General features: G+C 77.5%; 1 protein-coding gene. It reads left to right on the top strand.

All coding sequences use genetic code 11. The features are described from left to right. The first annotated feature begins 33 nt into the window (after window positions 1–33). On the top strand, window positions 34–18879 hold the full coding sequence (locus ACFXPX_RS06200; RefSeq protein ID WP_380639760.1) for a non-ribosomal peptide synthase/polyketide synthase: 18846 nt from the start codon (window positions 34–36) through the stop codon (window positions 18877–18879). Window positions 18880–18887: the final 8 nt, after the last annotated feature.

Genomic DNA, 18887 nt, shown 5'->3' on the forward strand with positions numbered 1-18887 from the left:
CAGCCTCCTCCCCGTCCGGAAGGACCTCCCGCCATGGCCGAGTGGCCCGCCCAGCCCGTGCGTCCGTCCGCCCCGCCCTCGGCCCGCGACACCGCCGGGGCGCCGGACGGCGTCACCGACCCGCGCCCGGCGGGCCGTACCCTCGACGGGCTGTTCGCCGCCCGGGTGGCCGAGGCGCCGCACGCCCCGGCGCTGACCGACGGCTCGCGCACCTGGAGCTACCGGGAGCTGTCCGACCGGGTCGACCGGCTGGCCCGCGCGCTGAGACGGCGCGGCGCGGGCACGGACCGCACGGTGGCGCTGGTCCTGCCGCGCTCGATGGAACTGGTCGCCGCCGAGCTGGCCGTCGCCCGCTCCGGCGCCGCCTTCCTGCCGGTGGACCCGGACTACCCGGCCGAGCGGCGGGCGCTGATGCTCGCCGACGCCGCGCCCGCCGTGGTGCTGGACGACCCGGACCGGGTCGCCGCGGCGCTGGAGGCGGAAACAGAAGGAGCCGTGGAAGCCGAAGCCGGAGCCGCAGCCGCCGGGCCCGGCACCGACCACGCGGCGTACGTCATCTACACCTCGGGCTCCACCGGGACCCCCAAGGGCGTGGTGGTCACCCACCGGGGCATCGCCGGGTTCACCGCCGCGGCCGTCGAGCGCTACGCGGTGCGCCCCGGCGACCGGGTGCTGCAGTTCTCCTCGCCCAGCTTCGACGCCTCCGTGCTGGAACTGTTCATCTCCGTCCTGGCCGGTGCCACCCTGGTCGTCCCGCCGGACGGCCCCTGGCTGGGCGCGGAGCTCGCCGCGGTGCTGGACGAGCACCGGATCACCCACGCGCTCGTCCCGCCCGCCGCGCTGGCCACCGTGCCCGCCGGGGCCGGGCGCCACCTGCGCACCCTGATCGTCGGCGCCGAGGCCTGCCCCGCCGAGCTGGTCGACCGCTGGGCACCCGGCCGCCGCATGATCAACTCCTACGGCCCGACCGAGGCCACCATCGTCGCCACCTGGACCGGACCGCTCGCCGCCGGCAGCGGCACCCCGAGTATCGGCGCGGCGCTGCCGCACGCCCGGGCGTACGTGCTCGACGAACGGATGCGCCCCCGGCCGGCCGGCACCGACGGCGAGCTGTACCTCGGCGGCGAGGGCGTGGCCCGCGGCTACCTGGGCCGCCCCGGCCTGACCGCCGCGCGTTTCCTGCCCGACCCCTTCGGGCCGCCCGGCGCCCGGCTCTACCGCACCGGCGACCGCGCCCGGTGGACCGCCGACGGACAGCTGGAGTTCCTCGGCCGGCTCGACCGGCAGGTGAAGGTCCGCGGCTTCCGGATCGAACCGGGCGAGATCGAGGCCGCGCTGCGCGCCCACCCGGCCGTCGACCAGGCCGTCGTGGTGGTCCGGGAGGACGAGCCGGGCCGGACCCGGCTGGTCGGCTACGCCACCCCCGCCGACCCGCAGCACGCCCCCGACCCGGCCGGCCTGCGGTCCGCCCTGGCCGCGGCCCTGCCGGCCCACCTGGTGCCCTCCGCCGTGGTCGTCCTGCCCGCCCTGCCGCTCACCCCGCAGCTCAAGGTCGACCAGCGCGCCCTGCCCGCCCCCGCCCGCCCCGACACCGCCGAACCGCTCGCCCCGCGCACCGGCCGGGAACGCGCCCTCGCCGCCATCTGGGCGGAGGCCCTCGGCCTCGACGCGGTCGGCGTCGGCGAGGACTTCTTCGAGCTGGGCGGCGACTCGATCCTCGCCGCCCGCACCCTGGCCCGGATCGCCGAGCGGCTCGGCGCCCGGCTCACCCTCCGGGACGTCTTCACCGCCCGCACCGTCGCCGCCCTGGCCCGGCTGCTGGACGACCGGCCGGCGGACGCGGCGCCGGAGCCGATCCCGCCCGCCCCGCGCGGCGGTCCGCTGCCCGCCTCCAGCGCCCAGCGCCGGCTCTGGTTCCTCGACGACCTCGACGCCGGCGGCACCGAGTACAACACCGGCGCGGCGCTGCGGCTGCGCGGGGTGCCCGACGTCGAGGCGCTGCGCCGCGCCCTGCACCGGCTGGCCGGCCGCCACGACGCGCTGCGCACCACCTTCGCCACCCTCGACGGCCGGCTCGTCCAGCACGTCGCCGGGACGGCCGAACTGCCGCTGCGCACCGCCGACCTGGCCGCGCTGCCCGCCGAGGAGCGCACGGCGGCCGCCGAACGGCTGCTGACCGAGGAGCTCGGCCGCCCGTACGACCTGGCGCAGGGACCGCTCACCCGGGCGCTGCTGGTCCGGCTCGCCGCCGAGGACCACCTGCTGCTGCTCGGCCAGCACCACATCGTCACCGACGGCCGCTCGGTCGCCGTGCTCACCCGCGACCTCGCCGCGCTCTACCGGGCCGAGGCCACCGGCGCACCGGACGGGCTGCCCGAACCCGCCCTCCAGTACCCCGACTTCGCGCACTGGGAGCAGCACCGCCGGGGCACGGACCCAACCGCCGACCTCGCCCACTGGAAGCGCTGCCTGGCGGACCTCCAGCCGCTCCAACTGCCCACCGACCGGCCCCGGCCCGCGCTGCGCGGCACCGCCGGGGCGGCGCACCGCCACCACCTCCCGGCCGAACTGGTGGCCCGGCTGCGGAACCTCGCGACGGGCCGCGGCACCACCCTGTTCACCCTGTTCGCCGGGGCGTCCGCGCTGCTGTTCTCGCGCTACTCCGGCCAACGGGACGTCGCCTTCGGCACCGTCACCACCGGGCGCGACCGGCGGGAGCTGGAGGACGTCACCGGCTTCTTCGTCAACACCGTGGTGCTGCGCGCCGACGTGGACGGCAAGGCCACCGTCGACCGGTACGTGGAGGACCTGCGCGCCGTGCTGCTGGACGCCTTCGCGCACGCCGCCGCGCCGTTCGACCGGGTGGTCGAGGAACTCGCCCCGCCCCGGGACCCGAGCCGGACCCCGCTGGTGCAGGTGCTGGTCGTCCAGCAGAGCCCCACCGCCCCGGCCACCGCCGGCGGCCTGCACTTCGCCGACCACCCGCTGCCCCGCCCGGCCGCCCGGTTCGACCTGGTGCTGGAGTTCACCCCCGACGGGGCCGGCGGCTGCACGCTGACCGTCGAGTACAGCACCGACCTGTACGACGGGCGCACGGTGGCCCGGATGAGCCGGCACCTGCACCGCCTGCTGGCCGGCATGGCGGACGGTCCGCAGCGCGTCCTCGACGAACTGCCGATGCTCTCCGAGGAGGAGCAGCGCACCCTGCTCGACTCCTGGAACCCGCCGGCCACCGGCCGGGCCGGGGCGCCGGGCGCCGTCCTGCCCGCCCTGTTCGAGGCGAGGGCCGCCGAGGCCCCCGGGCGGACCGCCGTGGTGCACGGACCGGTGCGGCTGGACTACGCGGAGGTGAACCGGCGCGCCAACCGGCTCGCCCGGCTGCTGGTCTCCCGGGGCGCGGGCCCGGAGCGGCTGGTCGCGCTCTGCCTGCCGCGCTCGGCGGAACTGCCGGCGGCGGTGTGGGCGGTGCTGAAATCCGGTGCGGCGTACCTGCCGGTGGACCCGGCGTACCCGGCCGAGCGGATCCGGCTGCTGCTGGCGGACGCCCGGCCCGCGCTGGTCCTCGCCACCCGGGAGACGGCGGCCGCGCTGCCCGGGGGGTGCCCGGTGCTGCTGCTGGAGGACTGCGCCGCCGCTCCCGGGGCCGACGCCTCAGGGGTTGACGCCTCAGGGGCCGACACCTCAGGATCCGACACCTCAGGGGTTGACGCCGACCTGACCGACGCCGACCGGCTCGGCCCGCTGCTGCCGGACCACCCCGCGTACGTCATCCACACCTCCGGCTCGACCGGCCGCCCCAAGGGCGTCGTGGTCACCCACCGCAGCGTCGCCGCGCTCGCGGACTGGGCGGCGGAGCGGTTCGGGGCCGACGGGCTGGCGCACGTGGTCGCCGCGACCTCGCTCAGCTTCGACGTTTCGGTCTTCGAACTGCTCTGCCCGCTGCTGGTGGGCGGGTCCGTCGAGGTGGTCGCGGACCTCACCGTCCTCGCCGAGGCCGGAGCCGAGGCCGGAGCCGAGGCCGGAGCCGAGGCCGAGGCCGACGCCGGGGGCCCGCGCCCGGTCGGCCTGCTCAGCGGCGTGCCCTCGGCGCTCTCCCGGCTGATCGCCGGGGGCACCGCCCCGGTCGCCCCGGACACCGTGGTGCTGGCCGGCGAGGCGCTCTCCGCCCGCGCGGTGCGCGACCTGCGGCGGGCCCTGCCCGGCAGCGCCGTCGCCAACCTCTACGGCCCCACCGAGGCCACCGTCTACGCCACCGCCTGGTTCGCCGGTGACCGGCTGCCGGACCGGGCGCCGCCGATCGGCCGCCCGCTGGGACTGACCAGGGCGTACGTCCTGGACGCCGGGCTGCGCCCGCAACCCCCGGGAGTGGTCGGCGAGTTGTACCTCGGCGGGGGCGGCCTGGCCCGCGGCTACCTGGGGCGCGGCGGGCTGACCGCGGCCCGCTTCGTGGCCGACCCGTACGGCGGGCCCGGGACGCGGATGTACCGCACCGGGGACCTGGTGCGGTGGAACGCCGACGGGGACCTGGAGTACCTCGGCCGGATCGACCAGCAGGTCAAGGTCCGCGGCTTCCGGATCGAACTGGGCGAGGTGGAGGAGGCGCTGCGGCGCTGCCCCGGCGTGGTCGAGGCGGCCGCCGCCGTCGCGGAGAGCGGCGGCCACCGGCGCCTGGTCGGCTACGTGGTGCCGGGCCCGGCGGGCGGGGTGGAGCCCGAGGCGGTGCGGCGCGCGCTCGCGCTGACCCTGCCGGACCACCTGGTGCCCGCGGTCGTCGTCCTGCTGCCCGCCCTGCCGCTCAACCCCAACGGGAAGCTCGACCGCGGCCGGCTGCCCGACCCGGGGCCGCTCGCCCGGACCGTCCGCCACGTCGCCCCCCGCACCCCCGCCGAGCAGGCGCTCGCCGCCATCTGGACGGACGTGCTGCGGCTGGAGCGGGTCGGCGCGGACGACAACTTCTTCGACCTCGGCGGCGATTCCATCCTCGGCATCCAGGTGGTCGCCCGGGCCCGGCAGGAGGGCCTGCCGCTGACCTCCCGGGACCTCTACCGGCACCAGACCGTCGCCGCGCTGGCCCGCTGCGCGGACGCGGCCGAACGGCCCGCCGCCGTCGCCCCGGTGGCCGCCACCGGGACGGCGGTGCCGACCCCGATCCAGCGCTGGTGGCTGGAACGTTCCGCCGGCCGGGCCGGGCACTTCAACCAGGCGCTGTCACTGCTGCTGCCCGCGGAGGTGGATCCGGCGGCGCTGGAGGAGGCGCTGAACGACCTGGTCGCGCACCACGACGCCCTGCGGTCCTCGTTCGTGACGGCCGGTGGGGCGGATGCCGCGCACTGGCGGGTCGAGGAGCGCACGCCCCGGCTACGGCTGGGCCGGCACGCCGGGCCGGACGGTGACACCCCCCACTTCGGTCCGTTCGCGCTGCACGGCGCCGGGCACCGCCCGCTGCTGCGCGCCGTACTGCACGACCGGGGCGCCGGGCGGCCGCCCGTGCTGCACCTCGCCGTCCACCACCTGGTGGTCGACGGGGTGTCCTGGCGGGTGCTGCTGGAGGACCTCGACACCGCCTACCGGGCCCGCCGCGCGGGCCGGGACGGCGCGGCCGCCCTGCCGCCGAAGTCCACCCCGCTGCGGCAGTGGGCCGAGCGGTTGGCCGGGTTCGCCGCCGCAGGAGGCTTCGAGGACGAGACGGAGTATTGGGCGCACGCCCTCCCCTCGCCGTCCGCGCACGGCCAGGACCCCGAGCCCTTCCCGGCCGAGGACCGGACGGCCCCCGACGACTACGCCTCGGCCCGCTCGGTGACCGTACGGCTCGACCCCGCCGCCACCGCCGCCCTGCTGCGCACCCTGCCCGAGACCTACCGCACCCGGGCCAACGACGTGCTGCTGTCCGCCCTCGGGCGGGCGCTGCGCGGGGCGGGCGGGCCGGCGCAGGTGCTGGTGGACGTGGAGGGGCACGGGCGCGAGGAGCTCTTCGCCGAGCTCGAACTCGGCCGCACCGTCGGCTGGTTCACCACCCGGCACCCGGTCGCGCTGGCCGTGCCGTCCGAGGCCGGCTGGGACGCCGTGCTCAAGCAGGTCAAGGAGCAGCTGCGGGCCGTCCCCCGGCGCGGGCTCGGCTTCGACGCCCTGCGCCACCTGGGCCGCCCCGGCACGGCACCGGCCGCGCCCACCGCCCGGATCAGCTTCAACTACCTGGGCCGGATGGATGTTTCGGGCGGAGGTGGCAGCGGTGACGACCGTGCGGACGACGGGGCCGGGCTGCTGCGCGGCACCTTCCGCCCGCTGGAGCTGGACGCCGACCCGGGGGTCGAGCGCCCGCACCCCCTGGAGATCGTCGGCCGACTCGTCGACGAGGCGCTGGAGTTCACCTTCCACTACGCCGAACCCCGGCACCGGCGGGCCACCGTCGAGGCGCTCGCCCGGCGCTATGCCGAGGAGCTCGCCGACCTCGCCCGCTTCGCGGTCAGCCCCGGCGCCGCCGGGCGGACCCCGTCCGACTTCCCGCTGGCCCGGCTCGACCAGGCGGCCGTGGACCGGATCACCGGCGAGGACCCGGGTGCGGTCGCGGACGTCCTCCCGCTGACGCCCACCCAGGCCGGCATGCTCTTCCACGACCTCGCGGACGACGGCGGCGGCGCCTACTTCCAGCAGCTGGACTTCGTCCTGGACGGCGTGCCCGACCCCGGCCGGCTGGCCGCGGCCTGGCAGTGGGTCTCCGACCGGACCGAGGTGCTGCGCGCCCGGGTCCGCTGGCAGGACGTCCCCGAGCCGCTGCTGGTGGTGCACCGCCGGGCGGAGCTGCCGGTCACCGAACTGGACTGGCGCGAGGTCCCCGAGCCCGAGCGCGCCACGCGGCTGGCCGACCTGCTGGACCGCGACCGGGCCCGCGGCCTCGACCTCGACCGGGCCCCGCTCCAGCGGCTGGCGCTGATCAGGCTCGGTGAGGACCGGGTGCGGGTGCTGTGGTCCTTCCACCACCTGGTGCTGGACGGCTGGAGCCTGTTCCAGGTGCTCACGGACGTCTTCGCGGCCCACGCCGCCCTGGCCCGGTCCGGCCCGGAGGGAGGCGCACCGTTCGGCACCGTCCCGCCCGGCACCGTCCCCGACCGCCGCCCCTACCGTGACTACCTCGCCTGGCTGGCCGGGCGCGACACCGCCGAGGCGGAGCGGCACTGGCGCACCCGGCTGGCCGGGGTCACCGAGCCGACCCCGCTGCCCTACGACCGCGAGCCGCGCGGCAGCCACCGCGCCGAGTCCAGCCGGGCCCTGCCGTTCACCCTGCCCGCCGCCGCGACCCGGGCCCTGGAGGAGCTGGCCCGCGGCGCCGGCCTGACCCTGAACACCCTGGTCCAGGGCGCCTGGGCGATCCTGCTCGGCCGCGGCGCGCACCGCGGCGACGTGCTGTTCGGCACCACCTCCTCGGGCCGCCCGCCCGAGCTGCCCGGGGTGGAGTCGATGACCGGGCTGTTCATCACCACCCTGCCCACCCGGACCGCGGTGCCCGCCGACGGCACCCTGCTGGACTGGCTGCGCGGGCTCCAGCGGGAGCAGAGCGAGGACCGCCGGCACGGCTTCCTGCCGCTCACCCGGCTCCGGGCGGCCACCGGACTCCCCGAGCAGGCCGCCCTGTTCGACAGCATCGTGGTCTTCGAGAACTACCCGGTCGACGACGGCGCGGCGGCCGCCCACGGCCTGCGGCTGCGCGAGCTGGACGGGATCGAGACCACCAACTACCCGCTCGCCCTGCTGGCCCACCCGGGGCCGGAGCTGTCCCTGCGGCTGTGCTACGACCCGCGGCTGTTCGACCCCGGCACGATCCGGCGCACCGCCCGGCAGCTCACCGCCCTGCTGACCGCGCTGCCCGAGGGCGCCGACCGCCCGCCCGCGCGGATCCCGCTGCTGTCCGCGGGGGAGCGCCGGAAGGTCCTGGTCGACTGGAACGCCACCGCGGTCGAGCGGCCGGAGCGGGACGTCGCCGAGCTGTTCGCCGAGCAGGTGCGGCGGTCGCCCGGGGCGGTCGCCCTGGAAGCGGGCGAGGAGCGCCTGAGCTACCGCGAACTCGACGCCCGCGCGGCCGCCCTGGCCGCCCGGCTGGCGGCGCTCGGGGTCGGCCCGGAGCGTCCGGTCGGGGTCCTGATGGATCGTTCCGTCGCCCTGGTCGTCGCCCAGCTGGCGTTGGTCCGCACCGGCGGGGTGTACGTCCCGCTGGACGGCCGGGCCCCGCGCGAGCGGCTGCACGGGATGCTCACCGCGGCCGGTGCGGACCTGCTGCTCACCGACGCCGACCGGGCCGGCACCGCGGCCGGACTGCGCCCGGACGAGCGGGTGCTGCTGGTCGACGGCGGCCCGGCCGGCCCGGAGCCGGAGCGCTTCGAGCCGGCGCCCGTCCACCCCGACCACCTCCAGTACCTGATGTTCACCTCCGGCTCCACCGGCACCCCCAAGGGCGTCGCCGTGCGCCGCCGGGACGTCGCCGCGCTCGCCCTGGACGGCGCCTTCGCCGGGCACGACCGGGTGCTGGTGCACTCCCCGCACGCCTTCGACGCCTCCACCTACGAGCTGTGGGTGCCGCTGCTGCGCGGCGGCACCGCCGTCCTGGCCCCGCCCGGGGACGTGGACGCCGCCGTGGTCCGCCGCGCCGTCACCGAACAGGGCGTGCGCTGCCTGTTCCTGACCATCGGCCTGTTCCGGGTGCTCGCCCAGGAGGACCCGGGCTGCCTGCGCGGCGCCCGCGAGGTGTGGACCGGCGGCGAGGCGGTGCCGGGCGCCGTGGTGCGCCGGGTGCTGGAGGCCTGCCCCGGACTCACCGTGGTCGACGTCTACGGCCCGACCGAGACCACCACCTTCGCCACCCGCCGGGCCTTCCGCACCGGCGACCCGCTGCCCGCCGTGCTGCCGATCGGCCGCCCGCTGGACAACACCCGGGCGTACGTCCTGGACGGCGCGCTCCAGCCACAACCCCCGGGCACCACCGGCGAGTTGTACCTGGCCGGGGCCGGCCTCGCCCGGGGCTACACCGGGCGGCCGGGGGAGACCGCCGCCCGCTACCTCGCCGACCCGTACGGCCCGCCCGGCGGCCGGATGTACCGCACCGGGGACACCGTGCGCTGGAGCGAGGACGGCGACCTGGAGTTCGTCGGCCGCGCGGACGACCAGATCAAGATCCGCGGGTTCCGGATCGAACCCGCCGAGATCGAGGCCCGGCTGACCGCCCACCCGGCCGTCGCCGAGGCCGTGGTCGGCCTGCACCAGGACGGCAGCGGGCGCAAGCGGCTGGTCGCCCACCTGGTGCTCACCGAGAGCGCCGAGAGCGCCGAGAGCGCCGAGCATGCCGATACCGCCGATACCGCCGCGAACGCCGAACCCCCCACCGCCGCCGCCCTGCGCGCCCACCTGGCCGCCGAGCTGCCCGACTACATGCTGCCCACCGCCTTCGTCACGGTCCCCGCACTCCCGCTGACCGCCAACGGCAAGGTCGACCGCCGCCGGCTGCCCGCCCCCGACCGCGCCCCGGCCGGCGGCGCCGCCCACCGCGCCCCGCGCACCGACGCCGAACGCGCCCTGGCCGGGATCTGGGCGGAGCTGCTCGGGGTCGAGCGGGTCGGCCTCGACGACGACTTCTTCCTGCTCGGCGGCGACTCCATCCTCAGCATCCAGGTGGTCTCCCGCGCCCGCGCCGCCGGCCTCGCGCTCTCCCCGCGCGACCTCTTCCGGCACCCCACCGTCGCCGCGCTGGCCGCGGCCGCCGGCACCACCGTGACCGTGGTCGGCACCGAACCGGTCGGCGGCGAGGTCGGCCTGACCCCCATCCAGCACTGGTTCCTCGACGCCGCCCCGGCCGAGGCCCACCACTTCAACCAGTCCGTGGTGGTGGAGACGCCCGGCACGGTCGACCAGGACGCCCTGCGCCGTGCCCTGGCCGCCCTCCGGGCGCACCACGACGCCCTGCGCTGCCGCTTCACCCCCGGCCCGGACGGCACCTGGCAGCAGCACTGCGAACCCGCCGACACCACCGCCCCCGAGCTGCTGACGGTCCACCACCGGGACGAGGAGGCGGCCGTGACCGCGGCCGCCCAGGCCGGCTTCCGGCTGGACACCGGCCCGCTGCTCACCGCCCGGCTGTTCCGGCCCGGCACCGCCGGCCCGGCCCGGCTGCTGCTCGTCGTCCACCACCTGGTGGTCGACGGCGTCTCCTGGCGGGTGCTGCTGGAGGACCTGGAGACCGCCTACCGGCAGGCCGTCGAGGGCCGCCCGCTGCGGCTGCCCGCCCGCACCACCTCCGTCCGGGAGTGGGCCCGCCTGCTGCGCGCCCGCGCCGAGTCCGGCGGCTTCGCCGGGCAGCGCGCCCACTGGGCCGAGGCCGCCCGGGCGTGCGCCGCCCCGCTGCCGGTGGGCGGCGAGGGCGCCGACACCGCCGCCGAACTGCGCTCGGTGACCGTCCGGTTGGACCGCGAACGCACCGACCGGCTGCTGCGCCAGGTGCCCGCCGTCTACCGCACCCGGATCGACGACGTGCTGCTCACCGCGCTCGGCCGGGTGCTGGCGGACTGGACCGGGCGGCGCACGGTGGCGATCGGCCTGGAGGGCCACGGCCGGGAGGACGGCCTGTTCGAGGGCGTCGACCTGTCCCGTACGGTCGGCTGGTTCACCTCGCTGTACCCCGTCGCCCTGGACGTCCCCGACGCCCCCGGCGGGGACTGGGGCGCCGCGCTCAAGTCCGTCAAGGAGCAGCTGCGCGCGGTGCCGGACCACGGCCTCGGCTACGGCGCGCTGCGCCACCTGGCGCCCGACGGCGGACTCGCCGACGCCCCCGCGCCCGGCATCAGCTTCAACTACCTCGGCCGCTTCGACTGGTCCGCCGAGGGCGCCGCCCTGGTGCGCGCCGTCCCCGGCGGCCTGGGCGGTTCGGAGGCGCCCGGCACCGAGCGGCCCCACCTGCTGGACGTGGTCGCCCGGGTCGAGGGCGAGGAGCTGGAGATCGCCTGGTACTACGGCGCCGGCCGGCACCGCGCGGACACCGTCACCGCCCTGGCCGAGGCGATGCTGCGCGCGCTGGAGGGGATCCTCGCGCACTGCGCCGAACCGGGCGCCGGCGGGCGCACCCCCGCCGACTTCCCGCTGGCCCGGCTGGACCAGGCGGCGGTGGACCGGATCGTCGGGGACGGGCGCGAGGTCGCCGACGTCCTCCCGCTGACGCCGATGCAGGCGGGCATGCTGTTCCACAGCCTGCTGGAGCCGGCCGGGCGCACCTACGTCAACCAGGTGCAGCTGGTGCTCACCGGGGTCACCGACCCGGGGGCGCTCGCCGAGGCCTGGCAGCGGACCGCGGACGCCAACCCGGTGCTGCGCACCCGGCTCAGCTGGCAGGACACCGCCGAGCCGGTCCAGGTCGTGCGGCGGCGGGCGGCCCTGCCGATCGCCCACCACGACTGGTCGGACCGGCCCGCCGAGCGGGTCGCCCGGGACACCGCCCGGCTGCTCGCCGCCGACCGGGAGGCCGGGATCGACCTGGCCACCGGGCCGCTGCTGCGGCTCTCCCTGGTCCGGCTGGGCGCCGACCGGGTGCGGGTGGTGTGGACCTTCCACCACGTGCTGCTCGACGGCTGGAGCGCGGCCCAGGTCTTCGACGAGGTCTGCGAGCGCTACGCCGCGCTGACCGAGGGCCGGCCGCCGCAGCTCGTCGAACGCGCCCCCTTCGCCGACCACCTGCGCTGGCTCGCCGCCCAGGACGGGGCGCGGGCCGAACGGTACTGGCGCGACACCCTGGCCGGCTTCCCCGCGCCCACCGAACTGCCCCGGGACCGGCGCCCCGCCGGGGCCCACCGGGCGAGCTCCGGTGCCAAGGTGCGGATCGGCCTCGGCGCCGAACTCTCCGAGCGGCTGCGCGACACCGCCCGGCAGGCCGGGCTGACCGTCAACACCGTCCTCCAGGGCGCCTGGGCGCTGCTGCTCTCCCGCTACGGCGGCGGGGACGACGTGGTGTTCGGCACCGTCGTCTCCGGGCGGCCCGCCGAACTCCCCGGCGTCACCTCGATGGTGGGGCTGTTCATCAACGCGCTGCCGACCCGGGCGCGGATCGACGAGCGCCGCCCGCTGCGGGAGTGGCTGCACGCGCTGCAGGGCGCCCAGTCGGAGGCCCGCCGGTACGACTCCGTCTCGCTGGCGCAGCTCCAGAACTGGAGCGAACTGCCCGGCGGGACAGCCCTGTTCGAGAGCATCGTGGTCTTCGAGAACTACCCCTTCGACGCCGGTGCGCTGAGCCGGCACGGCCTGGCGGTGGAGACCGAGAGCGTCCAGGAGCCGACCAGCTACCCGCTCAGCGTGGTGGTCGCCCCCGGCGATTCGGTCGTGATCGACCTCGACCACGACCCGGCCGCCTTCGACACCGCGACCGTCGAGGGCCTCGGGGCGAGCCTGCGCACGCTGCTGGCCGGGTTGGCGGCGGGCCTCGACCGGACCGCCGCCGAACTGCCCCTGCTGGCACCGGAGTCGGGCCGCGAGCTGGTCCGACGCCTCGGCGGCGCGGTGGTCGAGCCACCGGAGCGCACCCTGCCCGAGGCCTTCGCCCGGCAGGCCGCCCGCACCCCCGACGCCCCGGCCGTCCGCTCCGGCGGCACCGTGCTGAGCTACCGGGAGCTGGACGAGCGCTCCAACCGGCTGGCCCGGCTGCTGATCGCGGCCGGGGCCGGCCCCGAGCGCTTCGTCGCGCTCGCGCTGCCCCGCACCGCGGAGCTGGTGGTGGCCCTGCTGGCGGTGCTCAAGAGCGGCGCCGGCTACCTCCCGGTCGACCCCGGGTACCCGGCCGAGCGGATCGCGTACCTGTTCGAGGACGTCCGGCCCGAGGCCGTGATCACCGACTCCGGCGCCGGGCGGCGCCTCCCCGCGGGCGGGTTCACCCGGATCCTGCTCGACGACCCGGACTGCGCCACCCGGCTCGCCGCCGCGCCCGCCGAGGCGCTGGACGTGCAGGAACGATCCGCCCCGCTGCTGCCCGGGCACCCGGCCTACGTCATCCACACCTCCGGCTCCACCGGCCGCCCCAAGGGCGTGGTGGTCGCCCAGGCCTCCGTGCTGGCCCTGACCGACTGGGCGGCAAGGGAGTTCACCGGCCGCGGCCTGGACCACGTGCTGGCCGCCACCTCGCTCAACTTCGACGTCTCGGTGTTCGAGATCTTCTCGCCGCTGCTCGCCGGCGGCTGCGTGGAGCTCGTCCGGGACCTCCTCGCCCTCACCGAGGGCTCCGGGCCCCGGCGGGCCGGGCTGGTCAGCGCGGTGCCCTCCGCCCTCGGCGGACTGCTGGCCGGGAACGCCGTCCGCCTCACCGCCGACACCGTGGTGCTGGCCGGCGAGGCGCTGCCCGCCCGCACCGTACGCCTGGTCCGGGAGGCCGTCCCCGGCTGCCGGGTCCTCAACGTCTACGGCCCCACCGAGGTCACCGTCTACGCCACCGCCGCCGTCTGCGACCCCGCCGACCCGGCCGACCCCGCTCGTCCCGCCGATCCCGCCGACCCCGACCGCGACCCGCCGATCGGCCGCCCGGCCGGCGGCGCCCGGGCCTACGTGCTGGACGGGCGGCTGCGCCCGGTGCCGGTCGGCGCCCCCGGGGAGCTGTACCTGGCCGGCACCGGCGTGGCCCGCGGCTACCTGCGCCGCCCCGGCCTCACCGCCGCCCGTTTCCTGCCCGACCCCTTCGGCCCGGCCGGCGCCCGGATGTACCGCACCGGCGACCTGGTGCGCTGGGGTGCCGACGGCCGACTGCGCTACCTCGGCCGCGCCGACGACCAGGTCAAGGTGCGCGGCTTCCGGATCGAACTCGGCGAGCTGGAAGCCGCGTTGGCCCGCCACCCGGAGGTGGCGGCGGCCGCCGCCCGGGTGGTCGAACAGGACGGCCACAAGCGGCTGGTCGGCTACGCCGTCCCCCGCGACGGCCGGCTGCCCGACCCCGTCGAGTGGCGGGACTTCCTCGGCCGGAGCCTGCCCGACCACCTGGTGCCCGCCCTCGTGGTGCCGCTGGAGCGGCTGCCGCTCGGAGCCACCGGCAAACTGGACCGGCGCGCCCTGCCCGTACCGCAGTGGCACGCCCCGGCCGACGCCGCCGCGCGGCCGCCCCGCACCGCCGCCGAACGCACCCTCGCCGCGATCTGGTCCGAGGTCCTCGGCGTGCCCGAAGTCGGCGCCGACGACAACTACTTCGCCCTCGGCGGCGACTCCATCCTGGGCATCCGGATCGTCTCCGCCGCCCGCCGGGCCGGCCTCGCCCTGACCCCCCGCCACCTGTTCGCCCACCAGACCCTGGCCGAACTCGCCCGCGCCGCCGAGAAGTCGCCGAACCCGGGCGGCACCGCCGAACAGGGCCCGGTGACCGGCGACGCCCCGCTCACCCCCGTCCAGCACTGGCTGTTCGACACCCTCGACGGGGACCCGGCCCGGCTCACCCAGTCGCTCGCCTTCCGGCTCGCCCCCGACACCGACGAACACCTGCTCCGGGCGGCGCTGGCCGCCGTCCTGGCGCAGCACGACGCGCTCCGGCTGCGCTACCGGCGCCGGCCGGACGGCGGGTGGCGGCAGTACGGCAGCGCGCCCGGGCCGGACCCGGAGCTGCGCACCCACCACCTGCCGGGTGCACCGGAGTTCGAGGCGCTGCGCCGGGAGCTGACCGAGGGCTTCGACCTGGCCGCCGGACCGCTGCTGCGCGCCGCCCTCTGCCACCTCGCCGACGAACCCCACCCCGTCCTGCTGCTGGCCGCGCACCACCTGGTGGTGGACGCGGTGTCCTGGCGGCTGATCCTGGAGGACCTGGACACCGCCCACCGCGCCCTGCGCGCGGGGCAGCGGCCCGACCTCGGCCCCAAGACCACCTCCTTCCGCGCCTGGGCCGAACGGCTCGCCGCACACACCGCCGCCGGCGGCTTCGACGGCGAACTCGCCCACTGGCAAAGCCCGGAGGGCGAGGCCGGGGCCGTCCTGCCGACCGACCTGGACGGCGCCGACACCGCCGCCGTCGAGGAGTCGCTGACCGTCGCCCTGGACGCCGAGCGGACTGCCCGACTGCTCCAGGACGTCCCCGCGGCCTACCGCACCCGGATCGACGACGTACTGCTCTGCGCCCTCGGCCGGGTGCTGGCCCGCTGGACCGGACGCGACCGGGTGAGCGTCGCCCTGGAGGGCCACGGCCGGGCGGAACTCCTCGACGGCGTCGACCTCTCCCGCACCGTCGGCTGGTTCACCACGATGTACCCCGTCACCCTGGACGTCCCCCGGGCCGCCGACACCGGCACCGTGCTCAAGGCCGTCAAGGAGAACCTGCGCGCCGTCCCGCACGGCGGCCTCGGCCACGGCGCCCTGCGCCACCTGCGCAAGGCCCCCGGCCTCGCCGGAACCCCGCAGCTCGGCTTCAACTACCTGGGCCGGCAGGACTGGACGCCCGCCCCCGGCGGCCTGCTGCACACCCCGTACGGCGCGCTCACCGGCGGGCTCGACCGCACCGCCCGGCGCCCCCACCTGCTCGACGTGCTCGGCCGGGTGGCGGACGGGCGGCTGGAGTTCACCTGGTCCTACTCCCGCGAACGGCACCACCGGGCCACCGTCGACCGGCTCGCCGCCGAACTCCTCGACGAACTGCGGGAGATCGTCCGCCACTGCGCCGAACCCGGCGCCGGCGGCCGCACCCCGTCCGACTTCCCGCTCGCCCCGCTGGACCAGGCCGCCGTCGACCGGCTGGTCGGCACCGGACGGGAGGTGACCGGGATCCAGCCGCTCACCCCCACCCAGACCGGCATGGTGCTGCACGGCCTGGACGAGGCCGAACACGGCCTGTACGTCGAGCAGCTCACCTTCGTGCTGGACGGCGCCCGCGACCCGGAGCCGCTGGCCGCCGCCTGGCAGCTGGTCGTCGACCGCACGCCCGTGCTGCGCACCGCCGTCGCCCTCCACGACGTGCCCGTCCCGCTGCAACTGGTGCACCGGCACGCCACCCTGCCGGTCACCCGGCACGACTGGAGCGGGCACACCGAGCGCGAGCGCACCCGGCGGCTGGAGGCGCTGCTCGCCGACCGGCGCTCCCGCCCGATGGCGCTGGACCGCGCCCCGCTGCTCCGGCTCGACCTGGTCCGGCTCGGGCCGGACAGCATCCGGGTGGTGTGGACCTTCCACCACGTGCTGCTGGACGGCTGGAGCGTCTTCCACGTGCTCGCCGACGTGCTGGCCGCGCACGCCGCACTCCTCGCCGGGCGGGCGCCGGAGCTGCCCGAACGCCGCCCCTTCGCGGACTACGTGAGCTGGCTCGCGGCCCGCGACACCGGCGCCGCCGCCGAGCACTGGCGCACCGCCCTGGCGGGCCTCACCGCGCCCACCGCCCTGCCCTACCACCGCAGGCCCGCCCCCGGCGACACCGCCCGCTCCGGGCAGTGGCTCTCGCACCGGCTGACCGCGGCCGACACGGCGCTGCTCCAGGCCTTCGCCCGCCGCCACCGGCTCACCCTCAACACCCTGGTGCAGGGCGCCTGGGCACTGCTGCTCGCCCACCGCAGCGGCGACGCCCGGGTGTGCTTCGGCACCACCGTCTCCGGGCGCCCCGCCGACCTGGCCGGCGCGGACGACATCGTCGGCCTGTTCATCACCACCCTGCCCGCCCTGGTCACCGTGGACGGCACCCGGCCCTGCGCCGACTGGCTGCGCGGCCTCCAGGAGGAGCGGGCCGAGGACCGCCGGTTCGAGCACCTGCCGCTCGCCGCGATCCGGGCGCTGAGCGAACTCCCGCCCGGCACACCGCTGTTCGACAGCCTGGTGGTGCTGGAGAACTACCCCGTCAGCGCGGCCTCGGCCGGCGCCCACGGGCTGCGGATCCGCGACCTGGACGCCCGGGAGGCCACCAACTACCCGCTCACCGTGGTCGTCTCGCCGGGCGAGCGGCTCGCCGTGGAGCTCGGCCACGACCCCCGCCACCTCGACCGCGCGACCGCCGAGAGCCTGGCCGACCAACTGCTGCACATCCTCACCGCGCTGGCCGGCAGCGACGGCGCCGCCAGGCTGGACGACCTCGACCTGCTGCCGCCCCGGGAACGGCGGAGGCTGCTGCACGGGCCGGCCCGCCCGGCCCTCGACCCGGTCACCCCGGCCACCCTGCCCGCCCTGGTCGAGGCCGCCGTCGACCGCAGGCCGGACGCGGTGGCCCTGAGCGCCGACGGCTCGGAGCTGACCTACGCCCAACTTGAGGCCCACGCCAACCGGTTGGCGCACCGGCTGATCGCCCGCGGCGCCGGACCCGGCACCCTGGTCGCCCTGCTGCTGCCGCGCTCGGCGGACATGCTGCTCGCCGAACTCGCCGTGGCCAAGACCGGTGCCGCCTTCCTCCCCGTCGACCCCGCCTACCCGGACGAGCGGGTGGAGGCGATGCTGCGCGACGCGGCCCCCGCGCTCACCCTGGACGCCAAGGAGACCGCCGCCCTGCTCGCCGCCGGACCGGACGGCGGCCCCGAGCACCGCCCCACCGACACCGACCGGACCCGCCCGCTCGACCTCGACGACCCCGCCTACGTCATCTACACCTCCGGCTCCACCGGCACCCCCAAGGGCGTCGTGCTCACCCACCGCGGCCTGGCCGCCTTCGCCGCCGCCGAGGCCGCCCACTACCGGATCGCCCCCGGCGACCGGGTGCTGGCCTTCGCCACCCCCAGCTTCGACGCCTCCGTGCTGGAACTCTGCCTGGCCCTGCCGCACGGCGCCCGCCTGGTGGTGCCCGCCCCCGGGCCGCTGCTCGGCGACCGGCTCGCCGGCCTGCTGCGCGCCGAGCGGATCACCCACACCCTGCTGCCGCCCGCCGCCCTGGCCACCCTGCCCGCCGACACCCCCGGGACGCTGCCGGACCTCAGGACCCTGATCGTCGGCGCCGAGGCCTGCGGCCCCGAGCTGGTCGCCCGCTGGGCCCCGCACCACCGCATGGTCAACTCCTACGGCCCGACCGAGGCCACCGTGGTCGCCACCTGGTCCGCGCCGCTGACGGCGGACGGCGCCGCACCGCCGATCGGCCGCCCGCTGCCCGGCACCGGAGCCCGCGTCCTGGACGCCCGGCTGCGGCCGGTGCCCGACGGCACGCCGGGCGAACTGTGGCTGAGCGGGCCCGGGTTGGCCCGCGGCTACCTCGGCCGGCCCGGACTGACCGCCGCCCGGTTCACCGCCGACCCGTACGGACCGCCCGGCAGCCGGATGTACCGCACCGGCGACCTGGTGTGCCGCGACCACCGGGGCGAACTGCACTTCCTGGGCCGCACCGACCACCAGCTCAAGCTGCGCGGCCACCGGATCGAGGCGGGCGAGGTCGAGGCCGTCCTGGTGCGCCACCCCGCGGTGCTGGACGCGGTGGTGAGCATCCGCGAGGACGAGCCCGGACTGCCCCGGCTGGTCGCCCACGTGCTCGCCTCGCCCGGCGAGCCACCGACCGGTGCGGAACTGCGGGCGCTGGCCGCCCGCTCACTGCCCGGCCACATGGTCCCCACCGCCTTCGCCGTCCTCGACCGCTTCCCGCTCACCCCCGGCGGCAAGACCGACCGCGCCGCGCTGCCCGCACCCCGGCCGGTCGAACCGGGCCCCGCCGAGCGGGTGGCACCCCGCACGCCCACCGAGGAGGCGGTCGCCGCGATCTGGGCCGACACCCTGGGCACCGCCGTCGGCGTCACCGACGACTTCTTCCTGCTCGGCGGCGACTCCGTGCGGGCCCTGCTGATCGCCTCCCGCGCCAACGATGCCTTCGGCGTCACGCTCACCCCCCGCGACGTGCTGGTCTCCCGCACCGTGGCCGACCTGGCCGACCTGGTGGAGGACCAGGTGCTGAGCGAACTCGAAGCCGCCGCGTCCGGCGGCCCCGACGATGACGAACGGTGAGGATCCGA

It is taken from the genome of Kitasatospora sp. NPDC059146 (assembly GCF_042786665.1).
Classification (GTDB): domain Bacteria; phylum Actinomycetota; class Actinomycetes; order Streptomycetales; family Streptomycetaceae; genus Kitasatospora.

What these genes read in the sequence shown, in the direction of transcription:
- ACFXPX_RS06200 (WP_380639760.1), top strand. Translation starts at nt 34, where the DNA reads ATGGCCGAGTGGCCCGCCCAGCCCGTGCGTCCGTCCGCCCCGCCCTCG.